This window comes from Streptomyces sp. NPDC001709 (assembly GCF_053596375.1).
The window spans coordinates 288,214-307,668 of record NZ_JBSFGB010000005.1; the positions used below are offsets into that span (position 1 = coordinate 288,214).

20 protein-coding genes are annotated in these 19,455 nt (G+C 71.1%); 14 read left to right on the forward strand and 6 right to left on the reverse strand.

The window, feature by feature from the left end:
* The 7 genes from ACWC0C_RS10280 (at position 1) to ACWC0C_RS10310 (ending at position 6,564) form a co-directional block, all read left to right on the forward strand.
* The gene (locus ACWC0C_RS10280) at positions 1–891 is read left to right on the forward strand and encodes an ABC transporter permease (protein WP_450863074.1); all 891 of its coding nucleotides are present in this window, start codon (positions 1–3) and stop codon (positions 889–891) included.
* Between the two features lie 11 nt (positions 892–902).
* Positions 903–1,718: an ABC transporter permease gene (locus ACWC0C_RS10285; RefSeq protein WP_450863076.1), complete on the forward strand. Its 816-nt coding sequence runs from the start codon at positions 903–905 to the stop codon at positions 1,716–1,718.
* Positions 1,719–1,749: 31 nt separating this feature from the next.
* On the forward strand, positions 1,750–2,430 hold the full coding sequence (locus tag ACWC0C_RS10290) for a maleylpyruvate isomerase N-terminal domain-containing protein (RefSeq protein ID WP_449194179.1): 681 nt from the start codon (positions 1,750–1,752) through the stop codon (positions 2,428–2,430).
* 114 nt (positions 2,431–2,544) lie between these two features.
* Positions 2,545–2,826 carry a hypothetical protein gene (locus ACWC0C_RS10295; protein WP_449194178.1) on the forward strand — a complete coding sequence of 94 codons (282 nt, stop codon included), beginning with the start codon at positions 2,545–2,547 and terminating at the stop codon, positions 2,824–2,826.
* Positions 2,827–3,049: 223 nt separating this feature from the next.
* Positions 3,050–4,798, forward strand: a complete 1,749-nt coding sequence (locus ACWC0C_RS10300) for a carbohydrate binding domain-containing protein (RefSeq protein ID WP_450863078.1) — start codon at positions 3,050–3,052, stop codon at positions 4,796–4,798.
* A 164-nt stretch (positions 4,799–4,962) separates the two neighbouring features.
* A complete protein-coding gene (locus ACWC0C_RS10305; RefSeq protein WP_450863080.1) occupies positions 4,963–5,844 on the forward strand; it encodes a DMT family transporter in 882 nt (293 codons plus the stop codon).
* Between the two features lie 243 nt (positions 5,845–6,087).
* Entirely contained in the window at positions 6,088–6,564 is a 477-nt protein-coding gene (locus ACWC0C_RS10310; protein ID WP_450863081.1) for a hypothetical protein, read from the forward strand.
* Between the two features lie 73 nt (positions 6,565–6,637).
* On the opposite strand, the gene ACWC0C_RS10315 is transcribed toward ACWC0C_RS10310, so the two are convergent.
* Complete coding sequence (locus ACWC0C_RS10315; RefSeq protein WP_450863083.1) at positions 6,638–7,252, reverse strand: TetR/AcrR family transcriptional regulator; 615 nt, start codon at positions 7,250–7,252, stop codon at positions 6,638–6,640.
* 82 nt (positions 7,253–7,334) lie between these two features.
* On the opposite strand from ACWC0C_RS10315, the gene ACWC0C_RS10320 reads away from it, so the two are divergent.
* The 3 genes from ACWC0C_RS10320 to ACWC0C_RS10330 all read left to right on the forward strand — a co-directional run bounded on the left by ACWC0C_RS10320 (position 7,335) and on the right by ACWC0C_RS10330 (position 10,201).
* Complete coding sequence (locus tag ACWC0C_RS10320; protein ID WP_450863084.1) at positions 7,335–8,156, forward strand: SDR family oxidoreductase; 822 nt, start codon at positions 7,335–7,337, stop codon at positions 8,154–8,156.
* Between the two features lie 150 nt (positions 8,157–8,306).
* Entirely contained in the window at positions 8,307–9,560 is a 1,254-nt protein-coding gene (locus ACWC0C_RS10325; RefSeq protein WP_450863085.1) for a hypothetical protein, read from the forward strand.
* A gap of 89 nt (positions 9,561–9,649) precedes the next feature.
* On the forward strand, positions 9,650–10,201 hold the full coding sequence (locus tag ACWC0C_RS10330; RefSeq protein WP_449194171.1) for a universal stress protein: 552 nt from the start codon (positions 9,650–9,652) through the stop codon (positions 10,199–10,201).
* Between the two features lie 41 nt (positions 10,202–10,242).
* Here ACWC0C_RS10330 and ACWC0C_RS10335 read toward each other — a convergent pair whose 3' ends face one another.
* Positions 10,243–10,632 (reverse strand): RidA family protein, encoded by a 390-nt coding sequence (locus tag ACWC0C_RS10335; RefSeq protein WP_450863087.1) that lies wholly within the window; start codon positions 10,630–10,632, stop codon positions 10,243–10,245.
* A gap of 81 nt (positions 10,633–10,713) precedes the next feature.
* Here ACWC0C_RS10335 and ACWC0C_RS10340 point away from each other — a divergent pair, with 81 nt between their 5' ends.
* Positions 10,714–11,673, forward strand: coding sequence for a LysR family transcriptional regulator (locus ACWC0C_RS10340; RefSeq protein ID WP_450863195.1), 960 nt, complete (start codon positions 10,714–10,716; stop codon positions 11,671–11,673).
* Here the strand turns inward: ACWC0C_RS10340 and ACWC0C_RS10345 are convergent.
* From ACWC0C_RS10345 to ACWC0C_RS10355, 3 genes are all read right to left on the reverse strand, one after another.
* Positions 11,639–12,121, reverse strand: coding sequence for a carboxymuconolactone decarboxylase family protein (locus tag ACWC0C_RS10345; protein ID WP_450863088.1), 483 nt, complete (start codon positions 12,119–12,121; stop codon positions 11,639–11,641). The genes ACWC0C_RS10340 and ACWC0C_RS10345 overlap by 35 nt on opposite strands.
* Positions 12,122–12,200: 79 nt before the next feature.
* Positions 12,201–13,367: an acyl-CoA dehydrogenase family protein gene (locus ACWC0C_RS10350; protein WP_450863090.1), complete on the reverse strand. Its 1,167-nt coding sequence runs from the start codon at positions 13,365–13,367 to the stop codon at positions 12,201–12,203.
* A gap of 402 nt (positions 13,368–13,769) precedes the next feature.
* Entirely contained in the window at positions 13,770–14,390 is a 621-nt protein-coding gene (locus tag ACWC0C_RS10355) for a hypothetical protein (protein WP_450863091.1), read from the reverse strand.
* A gap of 270 nt (positions 14,391–14,660) precedes the next feature.
* Here ACWC0C_RS10355 and ACWC0C_RS10360 point away from each other — a divergent pair, with 270 nt between their 5' ends.
* A complete protein-coding gene (locus ACWC0C_RS10360; protein WP_450863093.1) occupies positions 14,661–15,959 on the forward strand; it encodes an alpha/beta hydrolase family protein in 1,299 nt (432 codons plus the stop codon).
* A gap of 40 nt (positions 15,960–15,999) precedes the next feature.
* Here ACWC0C_RS10360 and ACWC0C_RS10365 read toward each other — a convergent pair whose 3' ends face one another.
* Positions 16,000–16,302, reverse strand: a complete 303-nt coding sequence (locus ACWC0C_RS10365) for a hypothetical protein (protein WP_450863095.1) — start codon at positions 16,300–16,302, stop codon at positions 16,000–16,002.
* A 393-nt stretch (positions 16,303–16,695) separates the two neighbouring features.
* On the opposite strand from ACWC0C_RS10365, the gene ACWC0C_RS10370 reads away from it, so the two are divergent.
* Positions 16,696–17,688 carry a trypsin-like serine peptidase gene (locus ACWC0C_RS10370; protein WP_450863097.1) on the forward strand — a complete coding sequence of 331 codons (993 nt, stop codon included), beginning with the start codon at positions 16,696–16,698 and terminating at the stop codon, positions 17,686–17,688.
* Positions 17,689–17,794: 106 nt separating this feature from the next.
* Positions 17,795–19,441 (forward strand): APC family permease, encoded by a 1,647-nt coding sequence (locus ACWC0C_RS10375; protein WP_449194162.1) that lies wholly within the window; start codon positions 17,795–17,797, stop codon positions 19,439–19,441.
* The last annotated feature ends 14 nt before the right edge of the window (positions 19,442–19,455 follow it).

A 19,455-nucleotide genomic window follows, 5' to 3' on the forward strand; every position in this document is an offset into this window, starting at 1 on the left:
GTGACGACCGATGTGACGACCGCCGGCCGGAGGACCGTCCGGCGGCTCGCCGGAAGCCTGCACCGCAGACCCCGGCTGCGGCTGACCCTGCTGCTCACCGCCCCGCTGCTGTGGCTGGCCGTCCTCTACCTCGGGTCGCTGGCGGTGCTGTTCGTCTCCGCGTTCTGGACCACGAACTCCTTCACCTCGCAGGTGGTGAAGGTCTGGTCGACGGACAACTTCCACGAGCTGCTGACCACGCCCGTCTTCCGCGAGGTGATCCTGCGCAGCGTCGGCGTGGCGCTCGCGGTGACCGTGCTGTGCGCCCTGATCGCCTTCCCGGTCGCCTTCTACACCGCGCGGGTGGCCCGGCCGAGGTGGCGCCCGCTGCTCGTGGTGGCCATCCTCACCCCGCTGTGGGCGAGTTACCTGGTCAAGGTGTACGCCTGGCGGCTCATCCTGTCCCAGGGCGGTCTCGCCGACTGGATGCTCGCGCCGTTCGGGCTGAGCGGCCCCGGCTTCGGTCTGCCGGCCACGATCCTCACGCTGACGTACCTCTGGCTGCCGTACATGATCCTGCCGATCCACACGGCCCTCGAACAGCTGCCGGCCGGCCTGCTCGACGCCTCGGCCGACCTCGGGGCGCGGGCCGGGCGGACCTTCCGCTCGGTGGTGCTGCCGATGGTGCTGCCGTCGGTGGCGGCCGGCTCGGTGTTCACCTTCTCGCTCAGCCTCGGCGACTACATCACCGTGCAGATCGTCGGCGGCAAGACACAGCTGATCGGCAATCTCGTGTACTCCAACATCGAACTCAACCTGCCGATGGCCGCCGCGCTCGGCACCGTACCCGTCGTCGTGATCGTCCTGTACCTGCTGGCGATCCGCCGTACGGGCGCCCTGAACAGCCTGTAGGAGAAGACCGCATGCATCTCAGCCGCACCGCGCGCATCGCCCTGCGCACCGGCGCCGGGCTCGGTTTCGCGGTGATCTACGTCCCGCTGCTGCTCGTCCTCGTCAACTCCCTCAGCCCCGACCGCAGCGCGAGCTGGCCGCCGCCGGGGCTGACCTGGCACTGGTGGTCGGTGGCCGGGCACAACGCCGGGGCCCGGCAGGCGCTGTGGGTCTCGGTGAAGGCGGGCCTCGGGGCCACCGCGATCGCCCTGGTCCTCGGCACCCTCATCGCGTTCGCCGTGGCTCGGCACCGCTTCTTCGGCCGTGGCACGGTGTCGTTCGTCGTGGTCCTGCCGATCGCGCTGCCCGGCATCGTCACCGGCATCGCGCTCAACTCGGCCTTCAGCACGATGCTGGAGCCGCTGGGCGTGGGGCTCGGACTGTTCACGGTGATCGTCGGCCACGCCACCTTCTGCATCGTGGTGGTCTTCAACAACGTGGTGGCCCGGCTGCGCCGTACGTCCGCCTCCTACGAGGAGGCGGCCATGGACCTCGGCGCGACCTCCTTCCGCGCCTTCGCCGACGTCACCTTCCCGCTGGTCCGCTCGGCGTTGCTGGCCGGCGCCCTGCTCGCCTTCGCCCTGTCCTTCGACGAGATCGTGGTCACCACGTTCACCGCGGGGCCCGGGATCGAGACCCTCCCGATCTGGATCTTCGACAACATGACCCGGCCGCAGCAGGCGCCGGTGGTGAACGTCGTGGCCGCCGTACTCGTCCTGCTGTCGGTGATCCCGATCTACGTCGCCCAGCGACTGTCCGCGGACACGGCGACGTCAAGCCGGGTGTGACACCCTGTCAGGACCGAGGAACGGGGGACGCATGAGCACAGGGGATGCCACCGGTCCGGCGCGGGCGCTGCGCGCGGCGTACGAGGCGGCCTCGGCGGTCGTCGCGGGACTGGGTGACGAGGAGTCGTGGCTGCCGACCGGCTGCACCGGCTGGGCGGTCCGCGATCTCGTCTTCCACTGCCTGACGGACGCCCAGCGCGCTCTGGTGGCCCTGCACACACCGGCGCGGGAGCCGGTGGACCGGGACGCGGTGACGTACTGGCAGGACTGGCGGCCGGGCACCGTGGGTTCGGCGAACGGCCGGCGCTGGGTGCGGGTGAACGCGAGCATGTTCCTCGACTTCCGTCAGCTCCAGGGCCTGTATCTGGAGACACTGGCGGCGACCGTGCACGCGGCGGACGCGGCCGACCCCGCACAGCACGTGGGCACGCAGGGGCATGTGCTGACGGCCGGGGATCTGCTGACCACCCTCGCGGTGGAGGCGACCGTCCACCACCTGGATCTGACCGTCCGGCTTGCGCACGCCCCGGGACCGGCGCCCGAGGGGCTCGCCGTGGTGCGCGCCACCCTGGACGGTCTGCTCGGCCGGCCCGCGCTCCCGGAGTGGAGCGACGCGCACTATGCGCGCGTCGGCACCGGCCGGGCCGCACTCACCGAGGCCGAACGCGCCGCGCTGGGCGCGGCGGCGGACCGGTTCCCGCTGTTCGGCTGAAGGCGCGGCGAGCAGACAGGCCGGCGCCCGGCACACACCCAACACGGGGACACACGCGGGCGACCCCTGCGCGGCGCCGGGTCGGCCGGCCCGCTTGATGGAAACGTGCGCCCCATGAACAACCCACCCAGCATCAACAGTTACGTCGACCGGGTCACCGCCGGCCCCGGCGGGGCGCTGACCGACGAGGTCGGCGTCATCACCGGTGACCTGACGGTCGCCACCATCCTGCTGTCCGACGGCCACAGTGCGCGCGTCGCCATCCAGCAGTCCGGCACCGACACCTGGTACACCCTCGCCGGCGGCCCCGCGCCCGTGCCCGCCGGGCAACTGGCGGCCTATCACCGGGATCTGCTGGGCCGCATCCGCCGGGGCGGCGGCACCCGCGCCACCTGAGCGGGAGAGCGACGGCACAAGCGGCGCCGCAGTGGCGCCGCCCCGTCAACTCCCGCCCGGATACGGTCGGTTGACTCCCCATGAACACGTAAAAGGCGAATCCCGCACCTTGACCGGCGTTTGGTCCAGACCAATCATGGCCTAGACCAATAGCCCGGCCGGGCCGCACACCCCCTCTCCGCACGACGCTCGCTCGCCTGCCGTTCGCCACCCGGGAGTACCGATGACACGTCCGAGACCCGTACGCGCCCTGCTCGCCGGCCTGACCACCCTGGCCGCCTCCGCCGGACTCGCCCTGGGAGCCGGAGGCACCGCGCACGCGGCGACCCCGCTGCCCACGCATGTCTTCGCGCCCTACTTCGAGGCCTACAACGGCGACAGCCCCGCCGCGCTCGCCCAGGCCTCCGGCGCCAAGTACCTGACCATGGCCTTCCTCCAGGCCGACAAGAAGGGCTCCTGCACTCCGTACTGGAACGGCGACACCGGCACGCCCGTCGCCGCCTCCGTCTTCGGCGCCGACTTCAGCACCATCCGCTCGCGCGGCGGCGACGTGATCCCGTCCCTCGGCGGCTACGGGGCCGACAACGCCGGCACCGAGATCGCCGACAGCTGCACGAACGTGGACTCCATCGCCGCCGCCTACGAGAAGATCATCACCACCTACGACGTCTCCCGGCTCGACATGGACGTCGAGGACAACTCCCTCACGAACACCGCCGGCATCGACCGGCGCAACCAGGCCATCAAGAAGGTCCAGGACTGGGCCGCCGCGAACGGCCGCTCGGTGCAGTTCTCCTACACCCTGCCGACCACGACGACGGGGCTCGCCGACAGCGGCCTCGCCGTGCTGCGCAGTGCCAAGAACGCGGGCGCCCGGATCGACGTCGTCAACATCATGACGTTCGACTACTACGACGGCGCCACCCACCACATGGCGACCGACACCGAGACGGCCGCGAGCGGACTCCACGACCAACTGGCCGACCTCTACCCGAACCTGTCGGACGGTCAGCTGTGGAACACGGTCGGCGTCACCGAGATGCCCGGCGTGGACGACTACGGCCCGGCGGAGACCTTCACCACCGCCGACGCCACCACGGTGTACGACTGGGCGGTCGCCAAAGGCATCAACACCCTCTCCTTCTGGGCCCTCCAGCGCGACAACGGCGGCTGCCCGGGCTCCGGCGCCTCCGACACCTGCTCCGGCATCGCCCAGGACACCTGGTACTTCACCCACACCTTCGCGCCCTTCACCGGCGGTACGACGACCCCGCCGGCCAATGACTTCTCCGTCTCCCTCTCCCCCGCCGGCGCCTCGGTCGACCCCGGCGCAACCGCGACCGCCACGGTGAAGACCTCGGTGACCTCCGGCAGCGCGCAGCCGGTGGACCTGACGGTGAGCGGCGCGCCGAGCGGGGTGACCGCCACCCTCAGCCCGGCCTCGGTCACGGCGGGCGGCACCTCCACACTCACGGTGAAGACCGGTGCCACGACGACACCGGGCACCTACACCCTGACCGTCACCGGCACGGCGGGCTCCGCCCGGCACAGCTCCACGCTCACCCTGACGGTCCAGGGCTCCGGTGGGACGGCCGTCCTCGGCAACGGCGACTTCGAGACCGGCTCGCTCACGCCGTGGACCTGCGACGCCGGGGCCGCGGTGGTCTCCTCCCCCGTACACGGCGGCTCCCACGCGCTGAAGACCGCGCCCTCCGCCTCGCAGACCGGCCAGTGCGCCCAGACCCTCACCCTCAAGCCCCACACCTCCTACACCCTGAGCGGCTGGGTGCAGGGCCCGTACGCCTACCTCGGCGTCAGCGGAGGCGCGACGGCCAGCACATGGACCACGTCCACGTCGTGGTCGAAGCTCACGGTGCCGTTCACGACCGGCGCCTCGGGCACGGTCACGGTGTACGTCCACGGCTGGTACGGCCAGAACGCGGTCTACGCCGACGACCTGGCCCTGAGCTGATCCACCGTTCCGGCGGGCCTCGCTCGGCGATCACCGGGCGGGGCCGACGCATAGGGTCGGCCTGCCGACAGCGCGGGCCGTCAACCGGCACCCGGGCGTCGCCTTCCCTAGGCTGAAGAGACCCGAAGCTCCTCCGGGAGGCCTCCCGCAGGCAGGAGACGGTCGTGATCGAACTGGCCGCCGCGTTCGCCGTCGCCGGGGCGGCGAGCAACGCCGTCGGCACCGCCTTCCAGCGCAAGGCCGCGTCCGCCAGCAGCCGCGGCGGGCTCCGGCTGCTCGCGGAGCTGGTGCGCCGGCCCTTCTGGATGATCGGCATGTGCGGTGTCGTCGGCGCCGCGCTGTTCCAGAGCCTGGCCCTGGTCAACGGCCCGCTCGCGCTGGTCCAGCCGCTGTTCATCCTGGAGCTGCCCTTCGCGCTGCTCGTCGCCGCCCCGCTGATGCACCGGCGGCTGCCCCGCTCGGGCTGGTGGGGCGTCGGCGGCTGTGTGGTGGGCCTCGCCGTGCTCCTGATCGCCGCCGCCCCGCACGGCGCCACCCACCAAGCCCCGCTCACCCGCTGGATCCCGGCCCTGTCCCTGTGCCTCGGCGGGATGGCCACGGTCGTGCTGCTGTCCGGCCGGGGCAGGCCGCCGGCCCGGCGCGCCGCGCTCCTGGCCGCCGCCTCCGCCACGGGCAACGCGCTGACCGCCGCCCTGCTGAAATCGGCCACCGGCACCTTCGCCGACCATGGCTTCACGGCGTTCCTGCGGTCCTGGCAGACGTACGGCTTCGCGCTCACCGGGGTCGCCGCCGTGGTCCTGCTGGAGAACGCGCTCCAGGCGGGTCCGCTGGCCGCGGCTCAGCCGGCGCTGACCATCGGCGACGCGGTGGTGAGCCTGACCCTCGGCATGACCCTGTTCGGCGAGCGGATCCGGCTGGGCTGGTGGCTGGCGCCGGAGACGTGTGGTGCCCTGCTGATCGTCGTGGGCGTGGTGGTCCTCAGCCGGGCCGTCCAGCACATCACCGTGGTACAGGTCGCGGCCGAACAGCGGCACGTGGCGACCTGAGGCCAATCAACATCGCTCCGGCCCGGCCGATTTCGGACTTTCTCCGCTCACCCGCGCTCCACCGCGACCACGCGGCCCGCACAGCGGCGACCCCGCATCCCTGCCGGGCGCCCATGGGCCGATGGGGGCCGTGCCGGCCGTTCACTGGCGCGATGTCGCCGTTGACCTGGTTCGCGCCCCATGACACGTTCGGCCCGCCCCGGCCGAGCGGCGGGGCCAGGTCACCTGGAAGGGAATCGAAGCATGGCGTCGAGCGGTAGACGCGCGCGGCTGCGCGCAAGTGTCGTGGCGACAGCGGTGGTGACGGCCACCGTCGCGGCCGGGCCCTGCGCCTTCGCGGCGAGCGGCCCCCAAACCCGCGCGGCCGCACCTGTGGCGGCGGGTTCGCTCACCGATCCGACCGCCGATGAGCAGGAACACCTCAGGGCGGTGGCCGGGGCCATCTGGACGCCGGAGCTGGCCGCCGGCTGGAACATGAACTCCGACGTGGCCGACGTCCTGTCCACGGCCACCGGGGAGATCCTCAAGTGCAGCGAGGCCTTCGCCCTCGTCCCGCGCCCACCCGGCTTCCTGCCCGGGATCGGCTATCTGCTCGGCTACTGGAAGAACCTCCGCGACTATTTCCTCGTCGTGAAGGACAACCGCACCTACCGCGCGTGTGTCGTCACGGCCGCGCTCAACTACCGCTCACAGATCGAGATGGCGTCGATGGGTATCTGAACCACCGGGCGGGACACAGCCGTTGGGGAGGGCACGCGGCCGACGGCGCGCCTCCCCGACGGTTTTCGCTCCGCTATCGCCCCGCGATCGCGTCGATCCAGGACTGGAGACGTTCACCCTGGGCGGCCATCAGGCCGGGGTCGCGCAGGGTGTTGGTGAGGACGGACATGCCCTGGTAGGCCGCGACGAGTTCGACGGCGAGGGCGGCGGCGTCGGCGCGGCCCAGCTGGGCGAACTGGGACTCCACCCAGTCGAGCAGGGCCCGCATGACCTTCGCGGCGGCCCGGTCCAGGCCGTCGTCGCGCTTGTCGAGCTCGGTGGCGAGGGTGCCGAAGGGGCAGCCGAAGCGGGCCGCGGTCTCGCGCTGGTCGACCCAGCCGGCGACGAGCGCCTTCAGTCGCACGGCCGGATCGGGAAGGGCGTCCAACCGGCCAGTGAGCGCGTCGAGTTGCTCGCAGTGGGCGTCCACCGCGGCTTCGACCAGCTGGTCCTTGGCCTTGAAGTAGTAGTACACATTGCCGAGCGGCACCTCGGCCGCACGGGCGATGTCGCCGAGGGTGGTCTTCTCCACGCCCTGCTCGTGGAAGACCTGGACGGCCGCCTTCACCAGGCGCTCACGCTTGCCGCCCCGGCCGGACCGGCCCGGCTGTGCGGCCCCGGCCTTGACGGCGGATTCTGAGTCAGTCACCTGACTAAGCATAGACAACGGGCGACTCCGCGAGCTAGTGTCTGGACTTAGTTAGTCAACTAACTCAGCGAGGGGAATTTTCATGATCGTCGTCACGGGTACCACGGGGAATGTCGGACGCGCGCTGGTCGCCGGGTTGATCGAGGCCGGGGAGGCGGTGACGGCCGTCACTCGGCACATCGAGAACGAGGACGTGCCGCCGGGCGTGCGGGCCGTCGCCGCCGACCTCGCCGAACCGCAGAGCCTCGCACCCGCGCTGGCAGGCGCCAAGGCACTGTTCCTGCTGGTGGCGGGCGAGGACCCGGCCGGCATCCTGCGCCGGGCGGCCGATGCCGGTGTGGCGAAGGTGGTACTGCTGTCCTCGCAGGGCGTGGGCACGCGGCCGCAGACGTATGCGCACGCGGCGCGTTTCGAGGCGGCCGTGGCCGGGTCGGGACTGCCGTTCACCGTGCTGCGCTCGGGCGGGCTGGCGTCCAACGCGCTGGCCTGGGCCGAACCGGTCCGCCGGTACCGCACCGCGGCAGCACCCTTCGCCGATGTGGCGCTGCCGTTCGTCGACCCGGACGACGTCGCCGCGGTGGCGGTGGCCGTGCTGCGCGAGGACGGGCACGACGGCGCCACCTACACACTGACCGGCCCGGAGCCCACCACCCCACGGCAGCGTGCCGCCGCCATCGCCGCCGCACTCGGCGAGCCGGTGACGTTCGTGGAGCAGAGCCGCGAGGATGCCCACGCCCAGATGATCCGGTTCATGCCGCCCGCCGTCGTCGAGGGCACGCTCGCCGTCCTCGGCGCGCCGGCCCCCGAGGAGCAGGCCGTCGGCACGGACGTGGAACACCTGCTCGGCCGCCCTGCGGCCCCCTTCTCCGCATGGGCGGCACGCAATGTGGCGGCGTTCCGCTGATCCGCGACGCGCTCACCGCCGTAGACCGGCCGAGTGAGATAGGTGATTCTGGCTGCCCCTTTGCGCGCCACGCCGCACCAAATGGTCCATTTTGCATATTTATCGCATTTATGGTGCGGCGTGTCGGGAGTTTCGGCTGAGGGGATGGCGATGACGGGATTCAGCCGCCGGAGTGCGGCACGCCTCGGTCTCGGTGCCGGCCTCGGTGTGGCCGCCGCCTCGTTCGCCGCATGCGGAGGCCAGGACGGACGGGACGGCTCGCTCGAGCCCCTGCACGGGGCACCGAGGCTGATCGGGGACGGCTCGACGTCGTACACCGGACGCCAACCGCACCAGCCGGCGCCGCCCGTGCCCCTCGAACCCGGGCAGACTCCACCCCAGTTCGTGGTGTTCTCCTGGGACGGCGCCGGCGAGCTGGGCACCGGCCTGTTTCCGCGCTTCCTGGAGCTCGCGCGCGCCCACGGTGCGTCCATGACGTTCTTCCTGTCCGGCCTCTATCTCCTGCCGGAGGAGAGGAAGCGGCTCTACGACCCGCCGAACAATCCGCTCGGCGCCTCGGACATCGGCTACCTCACCGACGGACACCTCAAGGAGACACTGAAGTACGTCCGCCAGGCCTGGCTCGACGGCCATGAGATCGGCACGCACTTCAACGGGCACTTCTGCGCCGGACCCGGATCGGTGGCCAACTGGACACCGGCACAGTGGCGTTCGGAGATCGAGCAGGCGCGGTCGTTCGTCAAGTCCTGGCGCACGCACACCGGCTGGCAGGACGAGCCGTCCCTGCCCTTCGACTACGACAAGGAACTCGTGGGCGGCCGTACGCCGTGCCTGCTCGGCCAGGAGAACCTGCTGCCGGTCGCGCGTGAACTGGGCTGGCGCTACGACGCCTCCTCACCGGGCGGGCTGCAACGCTGGCCGAGGAGGCGGGGCGGAATCTGGGACCTGCCGCTGCAGAGCATCCCCTTTCCGGGGCACACGTTCGAGGTGCTGTCCATGGACTACAACATGCTGGCGAACCAGTCCAAGACCACGACGCGCGCACCCTCGTACCACTACCCCTACTGGCGCGCCCAGGCGACACAGGCGTACCTGGCCGGGTTCCAGCGGGCGTACGAGACGAACCGGGCGCCGCTGTTCATCGGCAACCACTTCGAGGAGTGGAACGGCGGCATCTACATGGACGCGGCCGAGGAGGCTCTCCGGCAGATCGCCGACCGGGAGGACGTACGTCTGGTCTCCTTCCGGCAGTTCGTCGACTGGCTCGACGCCCAGGATCCCGGGATCCTCGCGCAACTGCGCGCGCTCGAGGTCGGCGAGAAGCCGGACGGCGGCTGGACCGATTTCCTGCGCCCGGCGAGGCGCTCGCGGGACAGGTCGGGCGACACCGGGCAGGCCGCATAGGGACACCCATCGCCCCTCCCCGCCGTCAAGGCCACTTTCCGGTGATTGGACTTTGTCCAGACGAGATTGGCCTTCCTAGTCTGGGCGTCATGGCACCACATGAAACGAGAGGTGGCGGGCCGACCGGAGATGTCGTCGTCGGGGTGAGCGACTCGCTCGCCGGGTTGGCAGCCTTGCGCCGCGGCATCCTGGAAGCCCGGAGAACCGGTCGCACGCTGGTGGCCGTCCGAGCCTGGGAACCGCCGGAGGGCGACGCCCTCTACCGGCGCTGGCCCGAGCCCTCATGGGCGCGGCTGTGGGCCGACGAGGCACGGCAGCGGCTGGACCGCGCCTTCGAGCTGGCGGCCGGTGGGCCCCCGGCCGGCCTGCGGATCGTACGGCGGGTGGTCAGGGGCCCGGCGGGGCCGGTGCTCTGCTCGATGGCGAAGTCCGCGGACGACCTGCTGGTCATCGGCAAGGCCAGATGCCGGGGCCCGGCGGCCCTGCTGCACCGCAGGCCGGTGCACCGGCACATCCCGGCCCGGGCCGAGTGCGAGGTCCTGGTCGTGGCCGGCCCCCGGCTGCTGCCACGCGAGGCGCGGATGCTGCGACGCGGCGAGCAGCTGGAGCGGCGGGGCCGGACGGCGGGCCTGGTGCCGTAGTCCGGCCGCAGGACCAACCCGCGTCGCGTCCGGCCGCCGGATCAACCCGCGTTGCGGCGGGCGTACACCTCGATCTCGATCTTCATACGGGGGTCGGCGAGACCGCACTCCAGCATGGTCGCGGCCGGGCGGATCCCACCGAAGCAGCGGCGCAGCACCGGCCAGCAGGGCTCGAAGTCGGCGCGGTCCGGCAGCAGATAGCGCACCCGCACCACGTCGGCGAAGGTGCACCGCGCCTCGGTGAGCGCGGCCTCGATGTTGCGCAGGCACTGCTCGGCCTGCTCCACCACATCGTCCGAGATCGTCATGGTCGTGTAGTCGAAACCGGTCGTCCCGGACACGTGCACCCAGTCGCCGTCCACCACGGCACGGGCGTAACCGATCTGTTCCTCGAAGGTCGAGCCGCTGAGGATCGCACGTCGCTCTGTCATGCGGGGAACGCTAGGTGACCAGGGTCGATACGTCTAATACAGGCATCGGGATGATCTGATATCTCTGGAGATATGGACCGCCTGGACCGCCCCGGACTTCCGCTGCCACAGTTGCACGCCTTCGTCGTCCTGGCCGAGGAACTGCACTTCGGTCACGCCGCCGCCCGCCTGGGCATCGCCCAGCCCCCGCTGAGCCAGCAGATCCGCCGCCTGGAGGAGAAGGTCGGATATCCGCTCTTCGACCGCGCACCGGGGCGCGTGACGCTCACCCCGGCGGGCCGCGCGCTACTCCCGGCCGCCCGGCAGGCCCTGGCCGGGCTCGCCGACGGGCTGGCCGCGGCGCGGGCCGTCGGCAGCGGCCGGTCCGGGCGGCTGCGGATCGGCTTCGCCGCCTCGCTGGCCCTCACCGTCCTGCCGGGCCTGCTGCGCGACTTCCGGCAGCGGTTCCCCCACGCCGATCTCGACATCCACGAGATGACCACGGCACCGCAGCTGGACGCCCTGCGCGACAGGTCGATCGACATCGGCCTGCTGCGGGAGCCCCCGGACGACGACTCCGAACTGGACTTCAGGACCGTACTCAGCGAGCCGTTCGTGGCCGTGCTGCCGGCGGGGCACCCACTGGCTGCCCAACGGGCGCTACCGCTTGCGCAGTTGGCGGGCGAGCCGTTCGTCCTGCTGCCCCGTGCGGCCGGGCCCGGGCTGTACGACCGGATCACCGGCCTGTGCGAGGAGGCGGGGTTCACGCCCCGGATCTCGCAGCATGCGGTGGAGTGGCAGACCGTGTGCGCCCTGGTCGAGACCGGGCTGGGGGTGTCCGTTGCCCCGGCGAGCATTCGCCGTATCCGGCTCAAGGGCGTGGCCTTCCGCCGGATCGATCCGGGTACCGCTCGCACGCGGGTCGCCGTCGCATGGCGCCGGAACGACCACAATGCCCTGGTCGCCCGGCTGCTGGAGACGGTCGGTCAACAGCCGCGGCCCGGGCACCGAGGACCCAGGAGCGCTGTCACCGCTCCGGCCGCACGGGATGCCCGCTCATGATCGAGACCCGGTTGAACGCGTTGATCGTGACGGCCACCCAGATCACCGCCGCTATCTGGTCGTCGGTGAGCACGTCCCGCGCCGCCGCGTAGGCGGCGTCCTGCGCATCGGCGTCAGCGGCGGCGGTGGTCGACTCGGCCAGCGCCAGGGCGGCCCGTTCGGCGGGCGTGAACAGCTCGGTGTCCCGCCAGGCGGCGAGCACACCGAGGCGGTCGGGGGTGTCGCCGGCCCGCAGCGCGGCGCGCGTGTGGACACGCAGGCAGTAGGCGCAGCCGTTGATCTGCGAGACGCGGAGGTTGACCAGCTCCACCAGAGTGCGGTCCAGGCCGGCCTCGGCAGCGGTCGCCCGGACCGCCTCGGACGTCTGCACCAGCGCGTGATACGCCTTGGGGCTCTGCTTGTCGATGAAGATCCGCCGCGTGGCGTCGGCCTGGACAGGACTGGTCAACGTGGACTCCTCGGGGATCCGATCACCTATAGTTGTTGAATATATAACTATATCGGGAGGGTCAGTACCGTGATCCGGTTCACGCATCAAGCCCTCCCCGCTTGACCAGCTGGCTCGCGATGATGTTCCGCTGGATCTCATTGGTGCCCTCGCCGACGATCATCAGCGGGGCGTCACGGAAGTAGCGTTCGACGTCGAACTCGGTCGAGTAGCCGTAACCACCGTGAATGCGGACCGCGTTGAGAGCGATCTGCATCGCGGTCTCGGAGGCGAACAGCTTCGCCATCCCCGCCTCCATGTCCACCCGGCGGCCGGCCTCCGCCTCCCGGGCCGCGTAGAGGGTGAGCTGGCGGGCCGCGGTCAGGGACGTCGCCATGTCGGCCAGGTAGTTGCCGACGGACTGGTGCCGCCAGATCGGCTTGCCGAACGACTCGCGCCGCTGAGCGTAGGCGAGCGCGTCCTCCAGCGCGGCGCGGCCGACCCCGAGTGCCCGGGCGGCGACCTGCAACCGCCCCGTCTCCAGGCTCTTCATCATCTGGGCAAAGCCCTCGCCCTCGACTCCGCCGAGCAGCGCGTCCGCCGGGGCCCGGTAGTCCTCGAAGGACAACTCGCAGCTCTCCACGCCCTTGTAGCCGAGCTTGGGCAGGTCGCGGGAGACCGTCAGACCGGGTCCGTGCTCGACCAGGAGGATGGAGATGCCCTTGTGCGCCGGACTCGCCTGCGGGTCGGTCTTGCACAGCAGCGCGATCAGCCGGGAGCGGCGGGAGTTGGTGATCCAGGTCTTCGTCCCGTTGACCACGTAGCCGTCGGCGTCCCCGCGGGCCACCGTGCGCATCGCCTGCAGATCCGAGCCACCGCCCGGTTCGGTCAGCGCCATCGTCGCGCGGATCTCGCCGCCGGCCATCCTCGGCAGGTAGCGGCGCTTCTGCTCCTCGGTGCCGAAGCGCAACAGCAGCTTGGCTACGACCGTGTGGCCGCCCATCACGCCGGCCAGGCTCATCCAGCCGCGTGCCAGCTCCTCGGTGATCAGCACGTAACAGGGCATGGAGACGGGCGTGCCGCCGTATTCCTCGGGGACGGCGAGGCCGAAGACGCCGAGCTGTTTCATCTGCTCGATCAGGGCGGCGGGATAGGTGTTGGTGTGCTCCAGCTCCCGGGCGACCGGCTTCACCTCCTTGTCCACGAAGTCGTGCATCGTGCGGACGATGAACTGCTCGTCCTGGGACAGGATGTCGAGAGTGCCCATGCCGTGTTGCTCCCGCTCATGATGTGTGGTGTATCCGCCCGCGCAGTGATGTGTGCCCACTCAAAGCGAGCCCGCCGAGCGCGTCAGCAGCCTGGCCGCCGTCGCCCCCAAGCGGGGCCGCAGCGTCGAGCTGCCGTTCGTCACCGGACACCAGGAGTTCCGGCAGCACGGCCGGGTCTGCCTGGTGGAGGAACAGGAGGCTGTCCTACCGACTGCACCTGGCTGCTCGAAGCCGCGGCCGCCGCCAGTGAGATCAGCTCCGCCCTCGGGCCTACGAACTCATGCGCGGCGTCGGGAGCCTGATCACCGGCCTGCGCAGCGAACACACCGAGCGTCGGTCCGGCAGTTGAGGGAGACCGGCGGGCCGCAGCGCCGCGCCGTGCCTGAGGAACTGAGCCGGTGTCAGGACCAGATGCGGGAGGACAGCAGGCCCAGGCCCGCGGTCGCGGCCTGTCTCCACACCCGCAGTGGGCCGTCGAGGACCTCGGCGGGGTCCTCGTGCCAAAGCCAGTCGTCCATACGGCCCAGCACCTCCTCCCGCTCCGCTCCGGTCACTGCGAGGGCGGACTCGACGGCCTCCAGGTGGCGGCGCACTTCGCCGGCGGTCAGTACCGCATCGCCTGCCCAGCCCGGCAGCGCCCGGGCACGCTCCGGCCCCAGGCCGTGGAACAGGGCTGCCACCGGATTGCCCTTGCGGACAGAGGTGATGAAGGGCTCGATGTCCTCGTCGAACCGCTCCCACCACTGCATGATGTGCACCTCGCCCGACGAGTCGAGCACGTCGAAGGCCGAAGCGTTGACCATCTCGTACAGACGCAGTGCCTCGTCGGTGTTGTTGCCGTCCGGCCCGTACACCTGCACCGCCCCGCCACCACGGGCCACGTCGCTCTCCCAACGCGACCAGGCTTCCCGTGCCGACCTGCGCTGCCCCATCTCCCTGATCACCGGTGCCGCGACCCGGGCGATCTCCGCCACCTGCTCGTCGCGCAGCGCTCCCACCGCCCAGAAACTCGACATCCCCATGCCGCTCACCGTCCCCCGCATCCGACTTCACCGACACAGCACCCCGCTCCGCCACAGCCATGGGCGAGTTCGAGGCCGTATGCACATGATGGCAACGGGCACTGACATCGCCCCGGCCGGGAAACGCGCCTGCCGGTCGTGCCCCGCGAGTCCGCGACGCCCGTCCAGCTCCCGACGCGGGCCAGGAGTCAACCCCTACGGATACCCCGAGGGAAAGATCGGGGGCCTACCCGGATGTGCGGAGAGCCGACGGGCCGTCAGGCTTGATCCATGTCGAACCAGTTCCCGCGCCATAGCCGCAGGCTCACCCGACGGCGCGCGCTTGCCGTCGGCGCCGTCGCCGCGCTCTGCACCCTGACCGCCGCTCTCCCCGCCACCGCGGCCACCCGCGCCGCCCCGAACCCGTTATCCGCGCACGCCGCCCCGACCTCCCCGTCCGCCCGGCCCCTCGCCCTTCCCGCCCCGACCGGCCGGTATCGGGTCGGTGAGGTGGAGTTGCATCTCATCGACCACTCACGGCCGGACCCGTGGCACTCCGGCCGGACCCGGCGCGAGCTGATGGTCAGTGTGTTCTACCCCGCGACGCACACGACCGACCGCCCGGCGGCCCCGTACATGCTGCCCGCTGCGGCCGCCCACTTCGACGACGTCACGGCGAACACATACCTCGGGCTGCACGTTCCGGCGGGCCGGGCGGACTGGGCCCGTACGGTCACCCACGTAGCCCGAAGCGCCCCCGTGGCAGCCGGTCGCGATGGCCGGCTACCCGTGGTGCTCTATTCCCCGGGGACGGGCGAACCGCGCACCTGGGGCACGACGTCGGCGGCCGACCTGGCCAGCCGCGGCTATGCGGTCGTCACCATCGACAACACCTACGAGTCCCCCGAGGTCCAGTTCCCGAACGGCTCCCTCGCCACTTTGCCGTTGCCCTCGGGTAGTGCCGACGCCTTCGTCCGCAAGGCGCTGACCGTCCGGGTCGCCGACACCCGCTTCGTCCTGGACCAGCTCCAGGCGCTGAACGGCGGCCGGAATCCCGACGCGGACGGACAGCCGCTGCCGGACGGCCTGGCCGGGGCACTGGATCTGGCCGAGGTGGGCATGTTCGGCCATTCGATGGGCGGCACCGCCGCCGCGCTGGTCATGGACGCCGACCACCGGATCTCCGCGGGCATCGACATGGACGGCAATCTGACCAACTTCGACGGCTCTCTGATGCCGGTCGCCCGGCACGGGCTCGACCGGCCCTTCCTACTCATGGGCAAGGACGGCAAGACGGACACCGGACCCGGCTGGCAGGCGTTCCGCGCCCACACCCCTGGGTGGAACCGTCAGCTGACCCTACTCGGCTCGGAGCACGGCTCGTTCACCGACGCTGAGGCCCTCGTGCCACAGCTGCATCTGCGGCGCTGCGAGCGGATCGACGACATAGGCACCATCGACCCGGCCACCGCGATACGCACCAACGAGGCCTATGTCGCTGCCTACTTCGACCACTGGCTGCGCGGCCGCAGCGGACGGCTGCTGGAGGGACCGTCTCCGAAGTACCCGGACATGGTGTTCGTGAAGTGATCGCGGCGCCGTCGAGGACAGAGCACGAGCGCCACAGGGGCTAACAGGAGGGAGAGGAATAGCGCGCCAGCTGGTCCTTGACCCACGGGTCGAACACGGCCAGGCGATGGCGGGCGGCGGGGTCGAACGTCGCCAGCTGCCCGGCGACCCACCGATCGATGCACTGGAGACCGTGGTGGCGGTGCTCGGCGTGGCCGACGTGCCCCGCCCTGGCCCCGGCGGTGGCATGTCCCTTGCTCCCAGGAGCGGCCGCCGCCGCAGGGCTGCCGCCGGCGAGGAGCGCGCCTGCGGCTACCGCGATGGCAGCGCCGGCCGTGCCCGCGTTCCGTATCAGCTTCTTCATGGCCTTCTCCTTCCCGTGTAGCCCACGGCAGAGCCCGCGACGGCCCTGGCCGGACCGGGCGCCTACCCCGTAGGACGCACCTCACTCGCCCCCTGGTCACTCGGCCGCCCCGCCCGGCGATCAGCTCGTGGAAGGCGGGGTCCTTGGCCGCGTGGGGATCAAGGTTCAGGAACGCGCGTGTCGCAACGAACGCCGACGGCTCGCGGCGTGAACGCCGACGAGGTGCTGAACGCACCTCCGAGGGGACCGGGAGGCTTGACGGGGCGTCATACGGCCGGGCCGCCAAGGGGCGTTGCCGGTCAGCCGTAGGCCGGATCAGGCCGTGGATGCTGTGCTGTCCGCTGCGGCGGGCTTATGGTGGGCCGTCACTTGCGACCGTTCTGAGGGGGGCTGATGGTGCCCGGGACCAGGATCGCGCGATATGCCGCCGTCTGCGCGGCGGCCCTTCTGCTCTGTGCCGGCCTCAGCACCACGGCATCCGCCGACAGCACCACGGCCGGCCCGAACCCGCTCGCCGACGAGCTGGACGCCTACTGGACGCCGGCCCGCATGGCGGCCGCGCTGCCCGCCGACGTCGTCAAAGGCGCCGAGTCCCATGCGACGGTGCCCGGCGGTTCGCCTGCCGTGGACGGGCCGCAGCCGGGCGAGTACATCCCGCCGAGCCGGAGTTTCGACGGCATCCCCCAGGCGGGGACGTTCTTCTGGACGGACGCCACCGGTACCGGCCGCACCTGCAGCGGCTCGGTCGTGCGCAGCCCAGGGCACGATCTGGTGCTGAGCGCCGGCCACTGCCTGAAGGGCTATGCGGGCACTTCGCCCAAGCGCCACCTGGCCTTCGTCCCGCAGTACCACGACGCCGGCAAACCGTTCGGGATCTTCCCCGTGCGGACCGACGGCGTCTACGTCCCACAGCAGTACTACGACCTGGGCGAACACGCGGGGGCCGAGTACGACTTCGCCTTCGCGGTCACCGAGCCCAACCAGGACGGGACACGCCTGGAGGACGCGGTCGGCGGAGTGCGGCTGCTCACCGGGACGGGCTACTACCACGCCCCGGTCCGGATGATCGGCTACCCGGCGGGGGCGGAGAAGCCCCTGGAGTGCCTCGGCTGGACCACCAGATGGGAGAGTGACGATCCGGCGGAGCCGGGTGCGTTCCCGCGCATCGCCTGCGACGCCTTCGTGGGCGGGACGAGCGGCGGGCCGATGCTCGTACCCTGGCCCGGCGGATGGGCGGTCATCGGAGTGATCGGCGGGTATCACACGGGCGGCAACACGCCGCAGGTCTCCTACAGTGCCTACTTCGGCAGCGCCACCCAGTCCCTCTATCGCGCGGCGGTCACGGGTGCCCCGCCGGCCGGGCCGCGTCTGACCACCGGTTCGTAGTCGAGCGCAGCCCCCCTTCGGAACGAGTGCCCGCACGTTCGGTGCCATGACCGCGTCAGCGTGGCACGATAGTGATGCAGATCACACCACAGAGGGGGTGTCGACAATGGCGGTGTCAGAGGCCGCACCGGGCCCGAAGACCCACAAACCCGGGCTCCGGCGTGAGATCGGCTTTGTCGGACTCATCTGGGCCTCGGAGGGGTCCATCATCGGGTCCGGATGGCTATTCGGCGCACAAGGTGCCCTGGCGGCCGCGGGGCCCGCGGCGATCATCTCCTGGGCCATCGGCGGCCTCGCGATCCTCATCCTGGCGCTGGTGCACGCCGAGCTCGGCGGCATGTACCCGGTCTCGGGCGGCACCGCCCGCTTCCCGCACTACGCCTTCGGCGGCGCCGCCGGCGCATCGTTCGGCTGGTTCTCCTGGCTGCAGGCGGCCACGGTGGCGCCCATCGAGGTGCTGGCGATGATCACCTACGGCCAGCACTACTCCTGGGCGAGCGGCTGGGAGAAGGTCAAGGGCGGGGAGCATGTCCTGACCCCGCCCGGTATCGCCGTCGCGGTCGGGCTGATGGCGCTCATCACGGCCATCAACTTCCTCAGCATCCGGCTGCTGGCCCGCACCAACAGCGTCGCGACCTGGTGGAAGGTCGGCATCCCGCTGCTGACGATCTTCGTGTTCGCCATCGCGCAGTTCCACACCGCCAACTTCACCGCGGCCGACGGCTTCAACCCGTACGGGGCCAAGGGCATTCTGTCCGCGGTCTCCACCAGCGGCATCATCTTCGCGCTGCTGGGCTTCGAACAGGCCGACCAGCTCGCGGGCGAGAGCGCCAACCCCAAGCGGGACATCCCTCGCGCGGTGATCGGATCGATCGTCCTCGGCATCCTGATCTACATCCTGCTGCAGGTCGCCTTCCTCGCCGCGCTGCCCGCCGCCCAGATCGGCAGCCACTGGGCGAACTCCGCGTTCACCACGCTGAGCGGGCCCTTCGCCCAGGTCGCCACGCTCATCAGCCTGGGCTGGCTGGCCACGGTCCTCTATCTCGATGCCGTGATCTCCCCCGCCGGCACCGGCCTGATCTACATCACCGGCTCCTCCCGCGTCTCCTACGGCCTGAGCCGCAACGGTTATGTGCCCACCGCTTTCGAGACCACCAACCGGCGCGGTGTGCCCTGGGTCGGTCTGATCACCGCCTTCGTGATCGGCTGCATCTGCTTCCTGCCCTTCCCCAGCTGGCGTTCCCTGGTCGGCCTGATCACCAGCGCCAGCGTGCTGATGTATGCCGGCGCCCCGCTCTCCTTCGGGGTGTTCCGCAACCGGCTGCCCGACGCCCACCGTCCCTACCGGCTGCCCGGTGGGAGCTGGCTGTCGCCGCTCGCCTTCGTCGTCGCCAACCTGCTGATCCTGTGGTCGGGTTGGACCACCGACTGGAAGCTCGGCGTGGCCATCCTGCTCGGTTACGTCATCCTGATCGCCAACCGGGTGTTCAAGATGAACCCCATCACCCCCCAGCTCGACCTGCGCGCCGCGCAGTGGCTGCCGGTCTATCTGGTGGGCATGGGGCTCATCGTCTACCTCAGCGACTTCGGGCCGCTCAAGCACCCCTGGTTCCCGCTGTGGTGGGACATCGGCGTCACCGCCGCCTTCAGCCTCGTCATCTACTACTGGGCGATGGCGGTGGCCCTGCCGACCGAGCAGATCCAGCAGATGATCGACAAGGTCGTGGTCCCGGAGGAAGAGGAGATCCTCTGACTCCGGCAGCCGGG